Origin of the sequence: Pseudomonas mosselii (genome assembly GCF_003205295.1) — a bacterium.
In the GTDB taxonomy this organism is placed as follows: domain Bacteria; phylum Pseudomonadota; class Gammaproteobacteria; order Pseudomonadales; family Pseudomonadaceae; genus Aquipseudomonas; species Aquipseudomonas mosselii_B.
Map to the genome: position 1 here is coordinate 20,098 of NZ_QJRP01000035.1, position 16,652 is coordinate 36,749.

Consider the following 16,652-nt stretch of genomic DNA (forward strand, 5'->3'; position numbering starts at 1 on the left):
GGGCCACCATGTAATCCTCACCCTTGCCGGTGCTAGGCTGCGCACTCAGTTCGCAAGGATTCCACTGGTTTCATGGACGATAGCCTGCATGCCGCCCGCATGGGTGATCTCATTCTTCATCCCCCGCTGATGGCCGAGTTGGTCAGTGGCCTGGTCGAGGCCGCCGTCTATGCGGCGGCGGTCGCCGCGGTCGGTGCCGCCATTGGTGGCGCGGTGGTCGCGGTGGTCGGTACCGGTGGTGCCGCCGCCGTGCTCACGCCGCTGATCGCCGGGGCCCTGGTCAGTGCTGCCGCCATGCTGCCGGCCGGTGAAGACAAGAGCATTGGCGACCATATCAGCGACTTCAGCAACTGGGTCGGCAATTCGCTGTTTCCGCCCGAGCCGTACGGCTCGATCAGCAGTGGCTCGCACAATACCCGCATCAACGGCATCCTCGCGGCGCGCGCCGCCGGGGTGAGTGGTGGCCCGGTCGAGGCGCCGGGCCCAGCCGATGAACCGTCGATCCTCGAAAACATCGGGGCCTACGCCATGGTTGGCGCCTCGATGGTATTGCCGGTGGTCGGCCTGGCGCAGGAGATCAACAGCATCTTCAACCCGCCGGTGACCACGCCAGCCGCGCCCGGATCGATTCCCAAGCCCGAGGACAAGGCGGTCTGCAGCAAGCACCCTCCAATGCCCGAACAGTTCATTGCCCAGGGCTCGGACAAGGTGTTCATCAATGGCCAGCCGGCAGCGCGGGTCGGAGACAAGACCACCTGCGACGGGCCGATCGGCATGACCTATTCGCCCAATGTGCGCATCGGTGGCGGCACCACCACCGTGCGCGACATCCACGACGGCAAGAGCGCTGCGGCGAAGATCATTGGCCTGATTGCCGGGATGCTCATCAGTCGCCGGGGCATGCTCAAGGGGCGCCGCTGCGGGGTGGGCAACCCGGTGGCTCCAGCCATGGGCAGCAAATTCCAGGATGGCCCCGAGGATGTGGATTTCAAACTCGCGGCGCTGGTCCCGATCACTTGGGCGCGGCGCTATGACAGCAACGACCGACGTAGCGATGGCCTGTTCGGCATAGGTTGGAGTGTGCCCTACGAAGTGCGCCTGGAGCGTGTCGCGCACCCTGAGGGGGGCGAGTTGTGGATCTACGTCGATGATGAGGGCGTCAGGCTGGAGCTCGGGCGTCTGCAGGTCGGCAGTGCCTTCGTCAGCATTCTCGATGGCCTGGCGTTTTTTCATCAGGACAACGGCTTCACCATCGTCGAGGACATCAACAGCGGGTTGTACCAGGTGTTTCATACCGATCCACTGGACAGTCGGCGGTCGCGCCTGGTCAAGGTCGGTGATCGCAACCTCAATTGCCTGGAGCTGTTCTACGACGAACAAGGCCGATTGCAGTTCCTCGGCGACAGCTCGGCCCGGATCTTCATCGAACTGCGCTTTGCCGACGGGCAACCGCGCCGGGTAGCCGAGATCCACAGACTGTACTTGCGGGCCGGTCAGGCCTTTGCCGTCGAGCAGCGTGAATGCCTGGTGCAGTATCGCTACACCTCGGCAGGGCAATTGGAGGTTGTCGCCGATGCCGAAGGGCAATTGCTGAGGCAGTTCACCTACACCGATCAAGGGTTGCTGGCCAGCCATACGCTGCCCATGGGGGCTTCGCGGTACTACGAGTGGGCCCGCTTCACGCCACCGCCGGCGCGCCAAGCGTGCAGCCTGGATGGCACGCCTTACGCCATGCCGGCGCTGTTGGAGCCACAGCCTGAGCATGAATGGCGCGTGGTTCGGCACTGGGGCAGCGACGGCGAGGACTATCGCTTCGTCTATGACCTGGAGCATGGCCATACCCAGGTCACCGATGGCTTGGGGCGTGAGGAGCACTATCACTGGGGCGCGCTGAACGAAGTGCACACCTACATCGATGCGCTGGGACATTGCTGGCGGCACGACTATGTCGATGGCCTGTTGCGGCGCACCCTCGATCCACAAGGTGGCGAGTGGTCCTATAGCTACGATGCGCTCGGGCGCGTGGTTGCCACTGCCGACCCGTTGGGGCGTTGTGAAAGCATCGGCTACACCGAGCATTGGGCCTTGCCCATCCGCGTCCTCGACGGAGCAGGGCATGAGCGTCGTTATACCTATGATCATCGGGGCAACCTGTTGTCCGAGGTCGATCCACTTGGCCAACGGACACGTTATGACCACGATCATCAGGGGCGAATGGTGCGTAGTGTCGACGCCATAGGTAAGGAACGTTCGTTCAATTGGAACGAGCGTGGCCAGCTGACTGCCTTACGCGATTGCTCGGGGCAACAGACTCACTATCGTTACGACCCGCGAGGGCACCTGAGCGAGGTGCGCAATGCCGAGGGCGGCACCACACGCTATCGTTTCAATGCGCGTGGCCATCTGCAGCAGCGCGAATTGGCCGATGGCCGGGTCGAGCACTATCAGGTCGATGCGGCCGGGCAGTTGGCCCGCCATGTCGACCCAGCGCAGCGCATGACCCAATGGCAATACGACGGCAGCGGTCGACTGCTGCAGCGCACCGATGCGTTGGGGCACACTGTGCGGTTGCACTGGGATGCCTATGGCCGCTTGCAGCAGTTGGAAAACGAGAACGGCGAGCACTATCGCTTCCAGTGGGATGCGCTAGACCGGTTGGTTGGTCAGCGTAACCTCGATGGTGGCGGTTTCAGTCTGCTTTATGATGCCCTGGATGCGATCACCCAACGCACCGTGCATCCATGCCGCGAAGCGGAGCCCGTGTTGCCGGGCAGCCCGGATGAGCCCGAAGTGTTTGCACAGGTTCACCACCATGAACACGATGCGGTCGGTCGTCTGCTGTGCAAGCGGACCGACGATGGCGAGACGACCTACCGCTACGATGCTGCTGACAATCTGCTGGCGATCCATTTCACTCACCGTAGTGGGCAGGTCCAGCAGTTGGACTTCACCTACGACGCCCTGGGGCGATTGCTGAGCGAAAGCCAGGGTCCAGGGCAACTCGGTTACACCTATGATCCCCTCGGTAACCTGCAGACCTTGACGCTGCCTGACTCCCGCCGGATCAACTACCTGCGCTATGGCAGCGGACATCTGCACCAGATCAATCTCGACGGGCGAGTGATCAGCGATTTCGAGCGCGATGCGTTACATGACGAGGTCGTGCGCAGCCAAGGCGCTCTGTTGACCCGAACCCACTACGACAGCACTCGGCGCCTGGTGCGCAAGGCCGTGGAATACCAGGGGGGCGGCTTGGCGAGCCTGCCGCTGTTGCAAAAGGACTATCAGTACGATGGCGCAAACAACCTTGTCGGCGAAGTCCTGACCCAGACCCAGCGCACCGGCAGTGGCACGGGCGCTGAACTGGAGCACCTGATCGGGCGCTTCCATGGCAGTGCAGGTGGACGCGGTAGCTACCAGGGACGTGTCGGCTATGACCACGGGCCCACCGCACGTATACATGGCGCGTCACGTCAGTTGCCTGAACAGTTGCCGATGCTCGAGCATTTCAGTTACGACCCGGCCGGCAATCTGCTGGAGGGGTACCAGGTCAATGGACGGGTGCGCCATGATAGGGTCAAGCGCTTTGAAGACCGGCGCTACCGTTACGATCGCTTCGGCCGGCTTGTGCTGAAACGCAGTGGCAAGCGTCTGATCCAGCGCTTCGAGTACGATGCCGAGCATCGGCTGGTGTGCGTCAAGCAGCAACGTGGGCCGCTGTGCGAGCGCATCGAGTTCGCCTACGACCCCTTGGGCAGGCGAGTCGAAAAACGTGTGTACCGCGATGGGCTCGAAACTCCAGTCAGCCTTACCCGGTTCTGCTGGCACGGCCTTCGCCTGTTGCAGGAAGTGCAGGACAGCAAGCCGAGCCTCTATCTGTATGCCGACGCCGTCAACCATGAACCGCTGGCCAGGGTCGACGGTCCGCCTGGCCATGAGCAGGTTTTCCACTTCCATGTCAATGTGGCCGGGCTGGCGGAGCAGCTTACGGACGAGCATGGAGCGAGCGTCTGGCAGGGCGTTTTCCAGGCATGGGGCCGCAGCACTGAGGAATGGCATGCGCCGGGGCAGGCCAGCCAACAGAACCTGCGCTTGCAGGGGCAATATCTGGATCGGGAGACAGGCCTGCACTACAACACGTTCAGGTTCTACGACCCTGATATAGGCCGATTCACCCAGCAAGACCCGATAGGGTTGCAAGGCGGGTTGAATCTTTATGCCTATGCACCCAATCCGTTGATGTGGGTCGACCCACTGGGGTTGAGGAAGTGCGGCGGCAACTTCAGAACGGCCGATGCCGCGGCCCGGGCGGCACTCAACAAGTACAATCCGATGTCCATCTTCAAGAATCGTGAGTACGGCGGGATCATCTTCCAGGGCCGAGACGGTAGCTATGGCTTCACCCGGGGGCGTTTGGGCAGCGGCAGGACGGCGCCTTCATACAACACCTCTGCGCGCGGGATGCCCAGAGGGGCCACCCCGGTGGGTCAGTATCATACCCATGGGGCTTATGCCGATAGCGGTTTCAACCGCACCAACAAGGCTGGGGATGCCTGGGACAGTGATGCGTTTTCGCCGGCTGATATCAGGATTCATAATGCGGCCAGCCAGAACATCCCTGGGTTTACCAACTACCTGGGCACGCCCAGTGGCAGCTTCCTGAAAATCTTTGGCCAGGTCAGCGGGCCTGGCGATGCGGTGCCTCTCTGAGGCGGAGAATGCAATGGCAAGCCTGGTCAGACTCGACAAAAAATATACTCCGTTCCTGCTCAAGGCGATTGAGGCGGTTGGCAGGAGCGATTTCGTCACCTCGGGCCAATATGACATGGAGAAATTCAACCTCAGCTTCGAGGATGCCGTGCATGAGCGGGATGGGGTGCGCTACTACACCATCAGTTTTTTTGCCGAAGAGGTCACGGCACAGAACTGGATGACAGCGACAGTCGCCGAGGTGGGAGGGCTGCACGTGGATTTGGATGTAGCAACCCGGCAGGTCATTCGCGTGTACGGTGATCGATGATTTCAAGGATCGGTTAAATAGCCGACCAGGCTGGGGGCGGCAAACGAGGATGTGGCTTGCCGCCCGGCACGATTTGAAGCGACGTGCAGGACAATGGCAGCTCAGCGTTTGCCAAGGATCTTCCCGAGCATCTCCGGCCGCGGCGCGCCTTGCTGGCTCTGCAACTGCCCCTGCTCATCCTGATAGAAGATCGCCGGGGTTGCGGCCAGGCCCAGTTCCTCCATCAGCGCCAGATTCGCCTCGAGCTTCTTCTGAACCGCCTCCGGCACTTTGTCCAGCGCCTTGAGTGTGCTGGCCTTGCCGGCCTTCTCGTGCTCCTGCAGGGCCTTGGCCGGGTCCTTGGCGGCCAGCAGCGCGGCGGACTTGCCTGGGCTGTCCTCGCGGATGATGCCGACCATGATGTGGCGCAACTGCACCTTGCCCGACTCGACCCAAGGCCGGGCCTGCTGCCAGAACATGTTGCAATAGGGGCAGTTGGGATCGCTGAACAGGTAGACGGTGCGTGGTGCGTCCACCTTGCCGTCCTGGATCCAGGCGGTCTTTTCCATCTTCGCCCAGACCGCCTTGCTCATAGGTGCGTACACCAGCTTTTCCAGCGGCTCGGCGCTGAGGTCCTTACCTTGTTCGTCGAACAGGCTGCCCACCAGCACGTGCTTGCCGTCAGGCGTCAGGTACAGGGCGATGCCGTTGTTGTGGTACTCGGCGGCATAGCCGCGCAGGCCGTTGGGAGCGTCGAAGCTGCCCTTGATCACGGCGCCCTTGGCCTGCAGTTGCTGGATCGGCTTGGGTAGCTCTTCGGCATTCAGCAGGGGAGCGGCGAGCAGGGTGAGGGTCAGGGGCAGCAGCGCATTCAGTCGCATATCAGTTTCCTTGTGGGGCGGACGCATCGGCGCGTTCGAAGGGTTCCAGGGCGTGGCGCAGGCTGGCGCGCGACAGTTCGCCCAGGTGGCTGCCGACCAGCCGCCCTTCGGCGTTGTAGAACAGGGTGGTGGGCAGGGCCATCGAACCGACCTTGCGGGCCAGCTCGCCGGTGCCGTCGAACAGCACGTGGGAAAGGGTCAGGCCGGTGGTGGCCATGAAGGTGCTGACGTTCTCAGGGGTCTCCCGCTGGTTGACGAACAGGAAGGTCACGTGGGGGTAGTCGTCCTCTGCCTGTTGCAGCACCGGCATCTCGCGTCGGCAGGGCGGGCACCAGGTGGCCCAGATGTTGATCACCAGTGGCCGTCCGCGGTAGCTGTGCAGGGCCACCGCCTGGCCGCGGTTGTCGCGCAGGCTCATGTCCGGCAGCTCGGTGCCCTTGCTGTACAGGTGGCTGGCCAGGCTGCCCAGGCCCCAGAACAGCGCGCCGCTGAACAACGCCCAGCCCAGTGGGCGGCGCAAGCCGGGGCGTCGCCAGCCCTGCCACAGGGTACCGAGGACGATGCCCAGCAGGCCGCCCCAGAGCAGGAAACCGCCGTCGCGGATATCGATGACCTGCAGCGGGTCGTCGCGGTACATCGGCCAGTAGGCCAGGACGAAGCCCAGGCGGGCGAACAGCAACCCCAGAAGGAACAGGTTGAACAGCGCCGACTCCGGATTCTCGCCGCCGCGCCTGGCCACCCGCCAGCCGACCAGGCTGGCGATGCCCAGCGCCGCGAGCAGCAGCAGGTGGTTCAGGGCCATGGTCAGCGGCCCGAGGGTGACGGTCAGCATCAGCCTTGGCTCCTGGTCTGGGCCCAGTGTTGCAGGAACCCGGCGGCGTCGATCTCGCCGGTGATGCGGCGGGCGCGGCGCTCGTCGCCTTCCGGGCCGATCCAGACCAGGCTGGGCGGGCCAGGTACCTGGTAGCGCTGCAGCAGTTCGCGGCTGGCCGGAGAGTCTGCGGTCACATCCAAACGCAGCAGGTGCACGCCGACCAGGCTAGCCTGGACATCGCCACGGCCGAACACCTGCTTTTCCATGACCTTGCACGACACGCACCAGTCGGCATAGTAGTCCACCAGCACCCATTGGCCGCGGGCCTTGGCGGCGTCGAGCTCACGCTGCAGGTCGGCCGGCGCACTCACGGTGACGAAGGTGTCGTGTGCGCTGGCCGGGGCTGGCGCCGTGCTCTTGCCGGCAAAGGGCTGCAGGGGCTGCCACAGGTCGTTGCCCCCGGCCGCGGCGCCCACCAGCAGCAGGCCGCCCCACAGGGCGCCGAGCAGGGGAATGGCGCGCAAGGCGGGCAGGCGCTGCAGGGCCGGCCAGGCGGCCCAGCCCAGGGCGATCAGCCAGGCGCCGGCCAGGGCCAGCACCAGCGTTTGTGCCAGCAGGCCACGCACGGTGTACAGGGCCATGGCCAGGAACACGAAGCCGAACAAGCCCTTGACCAGGTTCATCCAGGCACCCGGGCGCGGCAGGTAGCGGTTGCCCAGGGTCACCAGCAACAGCAGGGGGACGCCCATGCCCAACCCGAGGGTGAACAGCACCAGCGCGCCTTGCAGCACGTCGCCGCTCTGGGCGATGAACAGCAGGGCACCGGCCAGTGGCGCTGTCATGCATGGGCCCAACAGCAGGCCCGACAGGGCGCCCAGCAACGCCGCGCCGTACAGGTTGCCGCCACGGGTGCCTTGCCCGGCGCGGTCGAGGCGGTCACGCAGGGCGGCCGGCAATTGCAGTTCGAAGGCGCCGAACATGGGCAGGGCCAGGAGCACGAACAGGCCGGCCAGGCTGCCCAGCAGCCAGGGCTGTTGCAGCCAGGCCTGGAGGCTTGCGCCCAGCAGCGCGGCGATCACGCCGAGGGCGGCATAGACCAGCGCCATGCTCAGCACATAGACGCCGGCCAGCCACCAGCCGCGCCGGGCGCTGGCGCCGTTGCCCAGGACCAGGCCGGCGAGGATCGGCAGCATCGGCAGCGAGCAGGGGGTGAAGGCCAGTAGCAGGCCCAGGCCGAAGAACGCAAGCAGGCTCCAGGCCAGGCTGTCCTGTTGCAGGGTACCGGCCAGGGCCTGGTCGCTGGCCTGGTCGGTTGCGGTGGCTGGCGCTGCGCCACCGCCGAGGGCGATCGGCGTGGTCTGCGGCGGGTAGCACAGGCCGGCGTCGGCGCAGCCTTGCCAGCCCAGGCGCAGCTCACCGCTGGCGCCAGCCGGCAGCAGCAGTTCCAGTTCGGTGCGGTAGACCGCGCTGTCGCCGAAGAACTCGTCGTGATGGTTCTCGGCCTGGGGCAGCGACGGGTGCTGTTCGGGGGGCAGGCCGTCGAACTTCAGGCGCTTCTGGTAGAGGTAGTAGCCGTCCTTGATCTGGAAATGCAGGCGCATCTGGCCGTTTTCCAGGCGGTCGTGGGTCAGGACGAAGGCTTCGTTCACCGGCAGGAAGTCCGGCTTGACCGCAAAGGGGTTGGCCTGGAGGGGGCCGGCGAGCAGGAATGTCAGGAAGAGCAGGAGAACACGCATGTCGACGCCTTGGCAGAGCTTTGAAGAGGGCCATGCTGGCCTTGGCTTATTAACTGAAGGTTAAGTTGGTCTTAGGACCGGCGACAACGCAGCATGAGCGCAAAAAACGCCGCGAATTATGGTCGTTATTTGTGAAACACCACACTGGCAGCCCGACGATATCCTCCAAACCCGTTCATAATCCCCCCTTAATCGCCACCCTGTGCAATGCCAGCTTCCCCACCCAGGAGATCCCTTATGCACGTTCTGCTCTGCGAGGACGACGACCTGATCGCCAGCGGCATCTGCGCTGGCCTCTCGGCCCAGGGCCTGACTGTGGACCGGGTGGCCAGCGCCTCGCAGGCCCGTCAGATGCTCGGGACCGCGAAGTTCGACGTGATGATCCTCGACCTGGGCCTGCCCGACGAGGACGGCCTCAAGCTGCTGCGCCGCCTGCGCCAGCAGGGCGAGAGCTTGCCGGTGCTGGTGCTCACCGCCCGCGACGCGGTCACCGACCGAGTCGACGGCCTGCAGGCCGGTGCCGACGATTATCTGCTCAAGCCCTTCGACCTGCGCGAACTGGCCGCCCGCCTGCATACCCTGCTGCGTCGTGTGGCCGGGCGTGCGGTGAACGTCATCGAGCACGGCCCGCTGCGCTACGACCCCAGCAGTTGCGCGGCGACCCTGGCCGGCCAGCCGGTGGACCTGTCGCGCCGCGAGCAGGCGCTGCTGCAGGCATTGCTGCAGAACCCGGGGCGGGTGCTGTCCAGCGAGCAATTGAAGGACTGCGTCTACGGTTTCAGCGACGAGGTCGAAAGCAACGCGCTGAACGTGCATATCCACCACCTGCGGCGCAAACTGGGCAACAGCATCGTCGAGACCGTGCGCGGGCTCGGCTACCGCCTGGGGCCGGCCCAGGCACCGGAGGAGCGCGCGTCATGAGCCTGCGGGTTCGCCTTTCACTGATCCTCGGCAGCGTGTTCATCGTCATCTGGGTGTTGGCCGCCGCGTGGATGCTGCGCGACCTGCGCCAGCAGATGATGTTCTCCCTCGACCAGCGCCTGGTGGCGTCGGCGCGCATGGTCGCGGGGCTGATCGACCAGTTGCCGCAACCGCTGACTGCCAAGGGCCAGGATGCACACTTTTCCGCCGACCAGTTCAGCGTGCCGGACGGCATGGCCTGCCAGGTCAGCTCGTTGCGCGGCGAGATCCTCGCCAGCAACCACAAGCACGACGGCGCCATGGATGACGAGCGCAGCGGCTTCCGTGACCAGACCATCGATGGCGCCTCCTGGCGTACGTTTACCTACAATCATGGCGATGTGCGCATCACCACTGCCGACCGTCACCAGGAGCGTGAGGCGCTGAACCAGTCGATCCTGCTGGCGGCCTCGGCGCCGGTGCTGATGGCCTTGCTGGGTAGCCTGGGGTTGCTGTGGATCGGCTTGGGCAAGGGGCTGGAGCCGCTCAACCGCATGCGTGATGCCTTGCGCAGGCGCCGTGCCGACAGTGTCGAGCCGTTGCAGGTGTCCGGCCTGCCCAGCGAACTGCAACCGCTGCTCGACACCCAGAACCAGCTGTTCCTGCGCATCGCCCAGACCATCGAGCGCGAACGCCGCCTGACCGATGACGCCGCTCACGAACTGCGCAGCCCGCTGACGGCCATCAAGACCCACCTGCAGGTGGCGCGGATGACTGACGGTGCCGTGCGCGAGCAGGCGCTGGAGCACGCCGAGCAGGGCACCGACCGCATGCACCGCACGTTGGAACAGTTGTTGATGCTGGCGCGGGTCGAGGGCAGTCTTTCGTTCGATGACGGCGTGCAGTGCAGCGCCGAGCAGGTTGCCCGACAGGCCATCGAGGATGCAGGCGGCGACAACCGGCGCATCCACCTGCGCTTGCCTGAGGCGGCGGCCAAGGTCTACCTGAGCATGCCGGCGCCGCTGGCGGTGGTGGCACTGCGCAACCTGCTGGACAACGCCCTGCGCCACGGTGGCGATGCCGCCGTGGAGCTTGAGGTACAGGCACAGGACGGGCAGGTGGACTTCCTGGTGCGCGACCATGGCCCGGGCATTGCCCAGGAAGATCTCGAGCACTTGACCGAACGCTTCTGGCGCAACGGCCAGAGCGGCGGCTGTGGCTTGGGTCTGGCGATCGTCCAGGCCATCGTGCAGCGCTGTGCCGGCAGCCTGCGGTTCGACAGCCGGGCCGATGGCTTACGGGTGTGCCTGCAAGTGCCGGCGCGTTCGGATAGTTGAGTTCGGCGTTGTGCCCATCGCGGGGCAAGTCCGCTCCCTCGCAGCTTGATGCATGAGCCCGTGGGAGCGGGCTTGCCCCGCGACAGAGGTCGTACATCCACAACAAATCCCTCGACAACCGCTAAATCCGCACCTCGCTGAAGCGTTTTTCAAACGATAAGAACCCGACACACATCCGGTTACAGGGCGCGTGGCGGGCACATTCGCTTGCTTGCGAGGTTTATTCCGATGTCGACCGCTTCCAGCCTTGCCCAGGTGCTGCCGGCCACTGCGCCGCGCCCCCTGTACGAATTCGAGGATTCGCCCCTGCTGCTGCGCCAGCAACAGCAGGAATCCAATGCCCGCAGCTACCCGCGGCGCATCCCCCTGGCGCTCAAGCGCGCCCGTGGCCTGTATGTCGAGGACGTCGAGGGCCGTCAGTTCATCGACTGTCTGGCCGGTGCCGGTACCCTGGCCCTGGGGCACAACCATCCGGTGGTGATCGACGCGATCCAGCGTGTGCTGGCCGACGAGCTGCCACTGCACACCCTGGACCTGACCACGCCGGTCAAGGACCAGTTCGTCCAGGACCTGTTCGCCCTGCTCCCCGAGGGCCTGCGCCGGGAGGCGAAGATCCAGTTCTGTGGCCCGACCGGCACCGACGCGGTCGAGGCGGCGCTCAAGCTGGTGCGCACGGTCACCGGGCGCAGCACCGTGCTGGCGTTCCAGGGGGCCTACCATGGCATGACCCAAGGCGCGCTGAGCCTGATGGGCAGCCTGGGACCGAAAAAGCCGCTCGGCGCACTATTGAACAATGGCGTGCAGTTCCTGCCGTATCCCTATGACTATCGCTGCCCGTTCGGCCTTGGCGGCGAGGCGGGCGTGCGCGCCAACCTGCACTACCTGGAAAACCTGCTGAGCGACCCGGAGGCCGGCGTGGCCCTGCCGGCGGCGGTGATCGTCGAGGTGGTGCAGGGCGAAGGTGGTGTGATCCCCGCTGATATAGAGTGGCTGCGCGGGCTGCGCCGGATCACCGAGCAGGCAGGAGTGGCGCTGATCGTCGATGAGATCCAGAGCGGCTTCGCCCGTACCGGCAAGATGTTCGCCTTCGAGCACGCCGGCATCGTGCCCGACGTGGTTACCCTGTCCAAGGCCATTGGCGGCAGCCTGCCGCTGGCAGTGATGGTCTATCGCGATTGGCTCGACCAGTGGTCGCCGGGTGCCCATGCCGGTACTTTCCGTGGTAACCAGATGGCCATGGCTGCGGGCTCGGCGGTGATGAAGTACCTGGTGGAGCACCGCCTGTGCGAGCACGCCGAGGCCATGGGCCAGCGTCTGCGCGGACACTTGCAACGGTTGCAGCAGGACTATCCGCAGCTCGGCGACATCCGTGGCCGTGGCTTGATGCTCGGTGTGGAACTGGTGGATCCGGCAGGCAAGCACGATGTCCAAGGCCATCCGCCGGCCTGCCGCAAGCTGGCGCCGAAGGTGCAGCGCGAATGCCTGCGCCGTGGCCTGATCCTCGAACTGGGTGGTCGCCATGGTGCGGTGGTACGCTTCCTGCCGCCGCTGATCATCAGCGCCGAGCAGATCGACGAGGTGGCGGCAAGGTTTGCCGAGGCCGTCGCGGCGGCGGTATCGGCTGGCTGAGCCTCCAAGTCCGGACGCAGCTCCTGTGTAGGAGCGGCCTCGCCGAGGCGTCGGACCGGCCGGAAAGGGCTGCGTAGCAGCCCCAGGATTTCATCGTTGATGCAACGATCGTAGGGGCCGCTTCGCGGCCCTTTCGCGGCGCAAGGCCGCTCCTACAGGACGCAGGTACTAGTCGAAGGTACGCCCGGCGCGCCAGTAGCCCATCAGCGTCAGGCTTTCCCTCGGCAACCCGCGTTCCTTGATCAGGTATCGACGGATATCCATCACAGTTCCCGATTCCCCGGCGATCCAGGCATGGAAGTCGCCGTGCTCGCCGCTGGCCTGTTCCCACAGGATACGCTCGTCGATGTCCACGTCTTCCAGCTCGACCACCGACGCGCCGCGCACCGCCGGCAGGCTGGCCAATTCGCGCACCGCGTGCTGCATGCCCTGGCCGTGCTCGCTGCGCAGCAGGTCGCGCGGCAGCCAGTGCAGGCGGGTGGCCGGGCTGTGGCGCAGGTCGAGGCAGTCGGCCTCCAGCGGCACTTCGATAAAGGCCTCCACCAGCAGATCCGGCGCGTTCCTGGCCAACTGCTCGAGGATGCCGGCGATGGCCGGCAGGGCGGTTTCGTCTCCGATCAGCAGGATGCGCCGGGCACTGTGCGGCGGCTTCCACTCGTAGCCGCCGGGGTCGCCGGCATAGGCCAGGTTGGGCGCGACCATCTGCAGGCGGTCACCCAGGCGGGCATGGGTGGCCCAGGCCGCGGCCGGGCCATTGGCACCGTGCAGGACGAAGTCCACATCCACCTCGAGGGCTTCGCGGCGCAGGGCGCGGATGGTGTAGGTACGCATTGGTGGCATGTCCTGCGCTGCCAGCTCGCGCCGGGCCTGTTGCCATTGCTCGTGCTTGGGCAGGCTCGGCGGTGCCCCGGCGGGCGTCGGGAACAACAGCTTGACGCGCTGGTCGGGGGCCAGGGTGGTCATCTGCGCCACGTCCTTGCCAGTGAAGACGAAGCGGCTCAGCGACGGGCTCAGGGGTTCGATGGCCTTGAGGTCAAGGTCGAAGACCCGGTAGGGCGTGGCCTTGACCGGTTGGGTCAGGCGATCGTGCAGGGAGGTCATGGGTATGCCTCTGTTGGCGGGAGATACCCATCAGACGAGCACGCCGGGTGGTTAATTAGACGGCTAAATTTCCCCGGCCCGTCTACGTCCTAGCTTGGATAGAAGTCGCGGCACGCGAAGACGGATTGAGGCGCAATGACAATTTCCCGACGAGGATTCATCGCTGGCCTGGCTGTGGCGGGGGCCACAGGCACGGCGGCCTATTACGCGCACAAGCAACTGACCCACGACCCTGAAGACGATATCGTCACGCCAGGCGAAGCCAGCGTGGAACTGGCCGACTATGCCGGGCAGGTCCTGGCGGACCAGCTGCGCGGCGTGTGGGAGATCCGCTTCGAGGGTACCGAACGAGGACTGGAGGGGCTGCCTCAACAGAGCGTCGAGATGTTCCTCGACGTCGCCACCAAAGGTCGTGGCCTGCGCGGATTTGTCGATACCAACGAGGGACTGCGCGGTACCGCGCAGCCTGTCTACCGGGTGCTCGGTGACCTGGTCGGTGCCAGCAGCACCGAAGTGCGTTGGCGCCTGGTCAATCAGCACGGCGGGCCGAGCTATGAGTGCGTAGCGACTCTCGACGAGGTCTGGGCCGAGTTCGCCAATGCCGGCAGCGGTACGTTGAGCGGGCGCGTGCAGCGCCTGGATCGACCGCTGACCTTGCCGGTGCCCGATAGCCGCTTTGTCGCGGTCAAGCGGCTGTTCCCCGAGGCCCGCGAGCGTCTGCCTTATACCCCTGAAATGCGCGAGTGGGTGGTCGGCGCTGAGCATCGCCTGTTCCACCAGCTCTGGCACGCCACTCGCGACCAGTGGCATAAGCTGCCGGAGAAAAAGCAGGATGCCTTGCGTGGCCTTGGCTGGCAGCCGGGGCCACGGGACCGTGAGCGCGATGCCCGTGGCCCGCGCAAGCACCGCAATGGCTCGGGTATCGATTTCCTGTTCATGCACCGGCACATGCTGATGTATGCGCGCACCTTGCAGGACCTGCCTTCCTGGCAGCGCTTCCCGCTTCCGCAGCCGAGCGTCGAGTTCGATCGAGCAGGTTTCGCTCGATACTTCGATAACCACGACGGCCACTGCGTGCCGCCAGGCTGGCAGGCCCCGGGCGATGAGGCCTATGGACAGTGGGTCGGGGCGATCAAGGCCGGGGAAACCTATTGCAGTAACTTCCAGGTGTGGGAGTCGCAGTACCAGGACCCTGTGTACCTGTCGAAACTGACCCTGGGCGCCTTTGGCTCGGAACTGGAGATGAACCTGCACGACTGGCTGCACATGTGCTGGGCGTCGGTGCCGCGCGATCCCAACAATGGCGCGCCGGTGCCGTTCGCCCGCGACCAGGCGGATTTCGCCGCGCGCTGGTTCGAGCCTGAGAACGACTTCCTCGGTGATCCGTTTTCATCCCATGTGCACCCGGTGTTCTGGGGGTTTCACGGCTGGATCGACGATCGCATCGATGACTGGTTCCGTGCCCATGAGCGCCATCACCCCGGTCAGGTACGTCGCCTCGAAGTCAACGGCGTGCCCTGGTTCGCTCCCGGCCGCTGGGTGGAGGTCGATGATCCCTGGCTGGGCCCGGATACCCACGGCTGCAGCACGCAGCCGGGCATGCGCCCGGGCAAGTCGGTGGAGATGGACGTGGAGACCATGAAGTTGGCCCTGCGCATCACTTTCGGTGACGAGGACAAGCTCGAAAACCTGCTGCGCAAGGTGCCGCAACGGCCCTGGTATGCGCGGCACCTGTCAATGAAGAATATTGTCTCCTGAAGCGCCCCTGTAGGAGCGGGCTTGCCCCGCGAAAGCGCCAGACCTGAAAGCATCGTTGTCTGGTCTGGCGCTTTCGCGGGGCAAACCCGCTCCTACAGGTTTTGTGGGGCCTGCCAGCCTCCGCCCAGTGCCTTGTACAACGCCACGCTCCCGCGCAACTGCTCCAGGCGCAGCTGCGCTTGCTGGTCCTGGGCCTGGTACAGCGTGCGCTGGGTCTCGAGCACGGTGAGCAGGGTCTCGGCTCCGGCGGCGTAGCGCTGCTGGGCCAGGTCGAAGGCGATGAGTGCCTGTTCCACCTCCTGATCCTGCCAGCGGCGCTGGCGTTCTACGCCGGCAATGGCGTTCAGGGCTTTTTCCACATCCGAGAATCCGGCCAGGATGCTGGCGCGGTAAAGCTCCAGCAACTCCTGCTGTTCGGCGCTGGCCACGTCCCGTGCGGCGCTCAGGCGTCCGTTGTTGAAGATTGGTGCGGCGAGGCCGGCGGTGAGGGTGTAGTAGGGGCTGTCGAAGACGTCGGGCAATGTGCGCGCGCCACTGCCCAGGTTCGCGCCCAGTATCAGGCGCGGCAGCATCGCCGCCCGGGCCACCTGGACATTGGCGCTGGCCGCCGCCAGGCGCGCCTCGGCGGCGGCGATGTCCGGGCGGCGGCCGAGCAGCTCGCTGGGCACGCCGCTGCCGATGGCGGGCCACTGAACGTTGCCGATGGTCTCACGGCTGGTGGGCAGAGCCTGCACCGGGTCGCCCAGCAAGGTGGCAAGGACGATGCGGTTGTCCTGGCGGCGCTGTTCGAGCAGCGGTAGCTGGCGCTCCTGGGCGGCCACCAGGCTGCGCTGCTGGGCCAGTTCCAGGCGGGTGGCCGAGCCCGAGCGTTCACGGGTGTCGACCAGGCCCAGCACGTCACGGGCGTTGCTAAGGTTGAGGCGAGCGATGCGCAGTTGCTCGTCGAGCGCCAGGCCTTGCAGATAGCTGTCGGCCACGGCGCTGACCAGGGTCAGCTCCACGGTCTGGCGATCGAAGCGGCTGGCGTCGAGGCTGCGCAGGGCGCTGTCGCGGGTGGCGCGCAGGCCGCCCCAGAAGTCGATCTCGTAGCTGGCGCTCAGGCGAGTGCCGAACGAGGTGCTGGTGCGTTCGTTGCTGCTGGCGTCGAGCTGGTCGTTGCCCTCGCCGCGCAGCAGGCGCTGGCGGCTGCCGTCCAGGCCGAGCTGCACCTCGGGCAGCAACGGTGCGCCGGCGATCACGGCGTTGGCCTGGGCCTTGCGCACCCGTGCCGCGGCGGCTGCCAGGTCGTGGCTGTTGAGGCGGGCGCGCTCGACCAGTCGATCCAGCTCTGCGCTGGCGAAGGCGCGCCACCACTGACTGTCGGGCAGGCTCTGGGTCACGGCCGGCCCCTGCCAGGCAGGCGGCGTGTCGATGTTCGCCGCCGGTGGCGGCGGGCTGCTGCAGGCGGCCAGGCAAAGGCTCAGGGTCAACAGGCTGATGCGGCTGGGAATCGTCATG

At 65.8% G+C, this 16,652-nt stretch carries 11 protein-coding genes; 6 read left to right on the top strand and 5 right to left on the bottom strand.

Going from position 1 to position 16,652, the window contains the following annotated elements:
- Window positions 1-72: 72 nt before the first annotated feature.
- Together DMX06_RS22350 and DMX06_RS22355 are read left to right on the top strand one after the other, a co-directional pair.
- Window positions 73-4,710 (top strand): RHS repeat-associated core domain-containing protein, encoded by a 4,638-nt coding sequence (locus DMX06_RS22350; protein ID WP_110739389.1) that lies wholly within the window; start codon window positions 73-75, stop codon window positions 4,708-4,710.
- A gap of 13 nt (window positions 4,711-4,723) precedes the next feature.
- Window positions 4,724-5,020 (top strand): hypothetical protein, encoded by a 297-nt coding sequence (locus DMX06_RS22355; RefSeq protein ID WP_110739390.1) that lies wholly within the window; start codon window positions 4,724-4,726, stop codon window positions 5,018-5,020.
- 101 nt (window positions 5,021-5,121) lie between these two features.
- On the opposite strand, the gene dsbG is transcribed toward DMX06_RS22355, so the two are convergent.
- The 3 genes from dsbG to dsbD are packed head-to-tail and all read right to left on the bottom strand — an operon-like array spanning window position 5,122 to window position 8,430.
- Complete coding sequence (gene dsbG, locus DMX06_RS22360) at window positions 5,122-5,880, bottom strand: thiol:disulfide interchange protein DsbG (RefSeq protein WP_110739391.1); 759 nt, start codon at window positions 5,878-5,880, stop codon at window positions 5,122-5,124.
- Window position 5,881: 1 nt separating this feature from the next.
- On the bottom strand, window positions 5,882-6,712 hold the full coding sequence (locus tag DMX06_RS22365; RefSeq protein ID WP_110739392.1) for a TlpA family protein disulfide reductase: 831 nt from the start codon (window positions 6,710-6,712) through the stop codon (window positions 5,882-5,884).
- Window positions 6,712-8,430 (bottom strand): protein-disulfide reductase DsbD, encoded by a 1,719-nt coding sequence (gene dsbD / locus DMX06_RS22370; protein WP_110739393.1) that lies wholly within the window; start codon window positions 8,428-8,430, stop codon window positions 6,712-6,714. Before dsbD ends, DMX06_RS22365 begins: the two co-directional genes overlap by 1 nt.
- A gap of 237 nt (window positions 8,431-8,667) precedes the next feature.
- Here dsbD and DMX06_RS22375 point away from each other — a divergent pair, with 237 nt between their 5' ends.
- From DMX06_RS22375 to DMX06_RS22385, 3 genes are all read left to right on the top strand, one after another.
- On the top strand, window positions 8,668-9,351 hold the full coding sequence (locus DMX06_RS22375; protein ID WP_110739394.1) for a response regulator: 684 nt from the start codon (window positions 8,668-8,670) through the stop codon (window positions 9,349-9,351).
- Window positions 9,348-10,667 (top strand): ATP-binding protein, encoded by a 1,320-nt coding sequence (locus DMX06_RS22380; RefSeq protein WP_110739395.1) that lies wholly within the window; start codon window positions 9,348-9,350, stop codon window positions 10,665-10,667. The genes DMX06_RS22375 and DMX06_RS22380 overlap by 4 nt, the downstream gene beginning before the upstream one ends.
- Window positions 10,668-10,895: 228 nt before the next feature.
- Complete coding sequence (locus DMX06_RS22385; RefSeq protein ID WP_110739396.1) at window positions 10,896-12,296, top strand: aspartate aminotransferase family protein; 1,401 nt, start codon at window positions 10,896-10,898, stop codon at window positions 12,294-12,296.
- A 168-nt stretch (window positions 12,297-12,464) separates the two neighbouring features.
- Here DMX06_RS22385 and DMX06_RS22390 read toward each other — a convergent pair whose 3' ends face one another.
- Window positions 12,465-13,397: a siderophore-interacting protein gene (locus tag DMX06_RS22390; RefSeq protein ID WP_110739397.1), complete on the bottom strand. Its 933-nt coding sequence runs from the start codon at window positions 13,395-13,397 to the stop codon at window positions 12,465-12,467.
- Between the two features lie 135 nt (window positions 13,398-13,532).
- Between DMX06_RS22390 and pvdP the strand changes: the two genes are divergently transcribed.
- Window positions 13,533-15,155 (top strand): pyoverdine maturation tyrosinase PvdP, encoded by a 1,623-nt coding sequence (gene pvdP / locus DMX06_RS22395; RefSeq protein WP_110739398.1) that lies wholly within the window; start codon window positions 13,533-13,535, stop codon window positions 15,153-15,155.
- Window positions 15,156-15,247: 92 nt separating this feature from the next.
- Here pvdP and DMX06_RS22400 read toward each other — a convergent pair whose 3' ends face one another.
- Window positions 15,248-16,651 carry an efflux transporter outer membrane subunit gene (locus DMX06_RS22400; protein WP_110739399.1) on the bottom strand — a complete coding sequence of 468 codons (1,404 nt, stop codon included), beginning with the start codon at window positions 16,649-16,651 and terminating at the stop codon, window positions 15,248-15,250.
- Window position 16,652 lies beyond the last annotated feature (1 nt).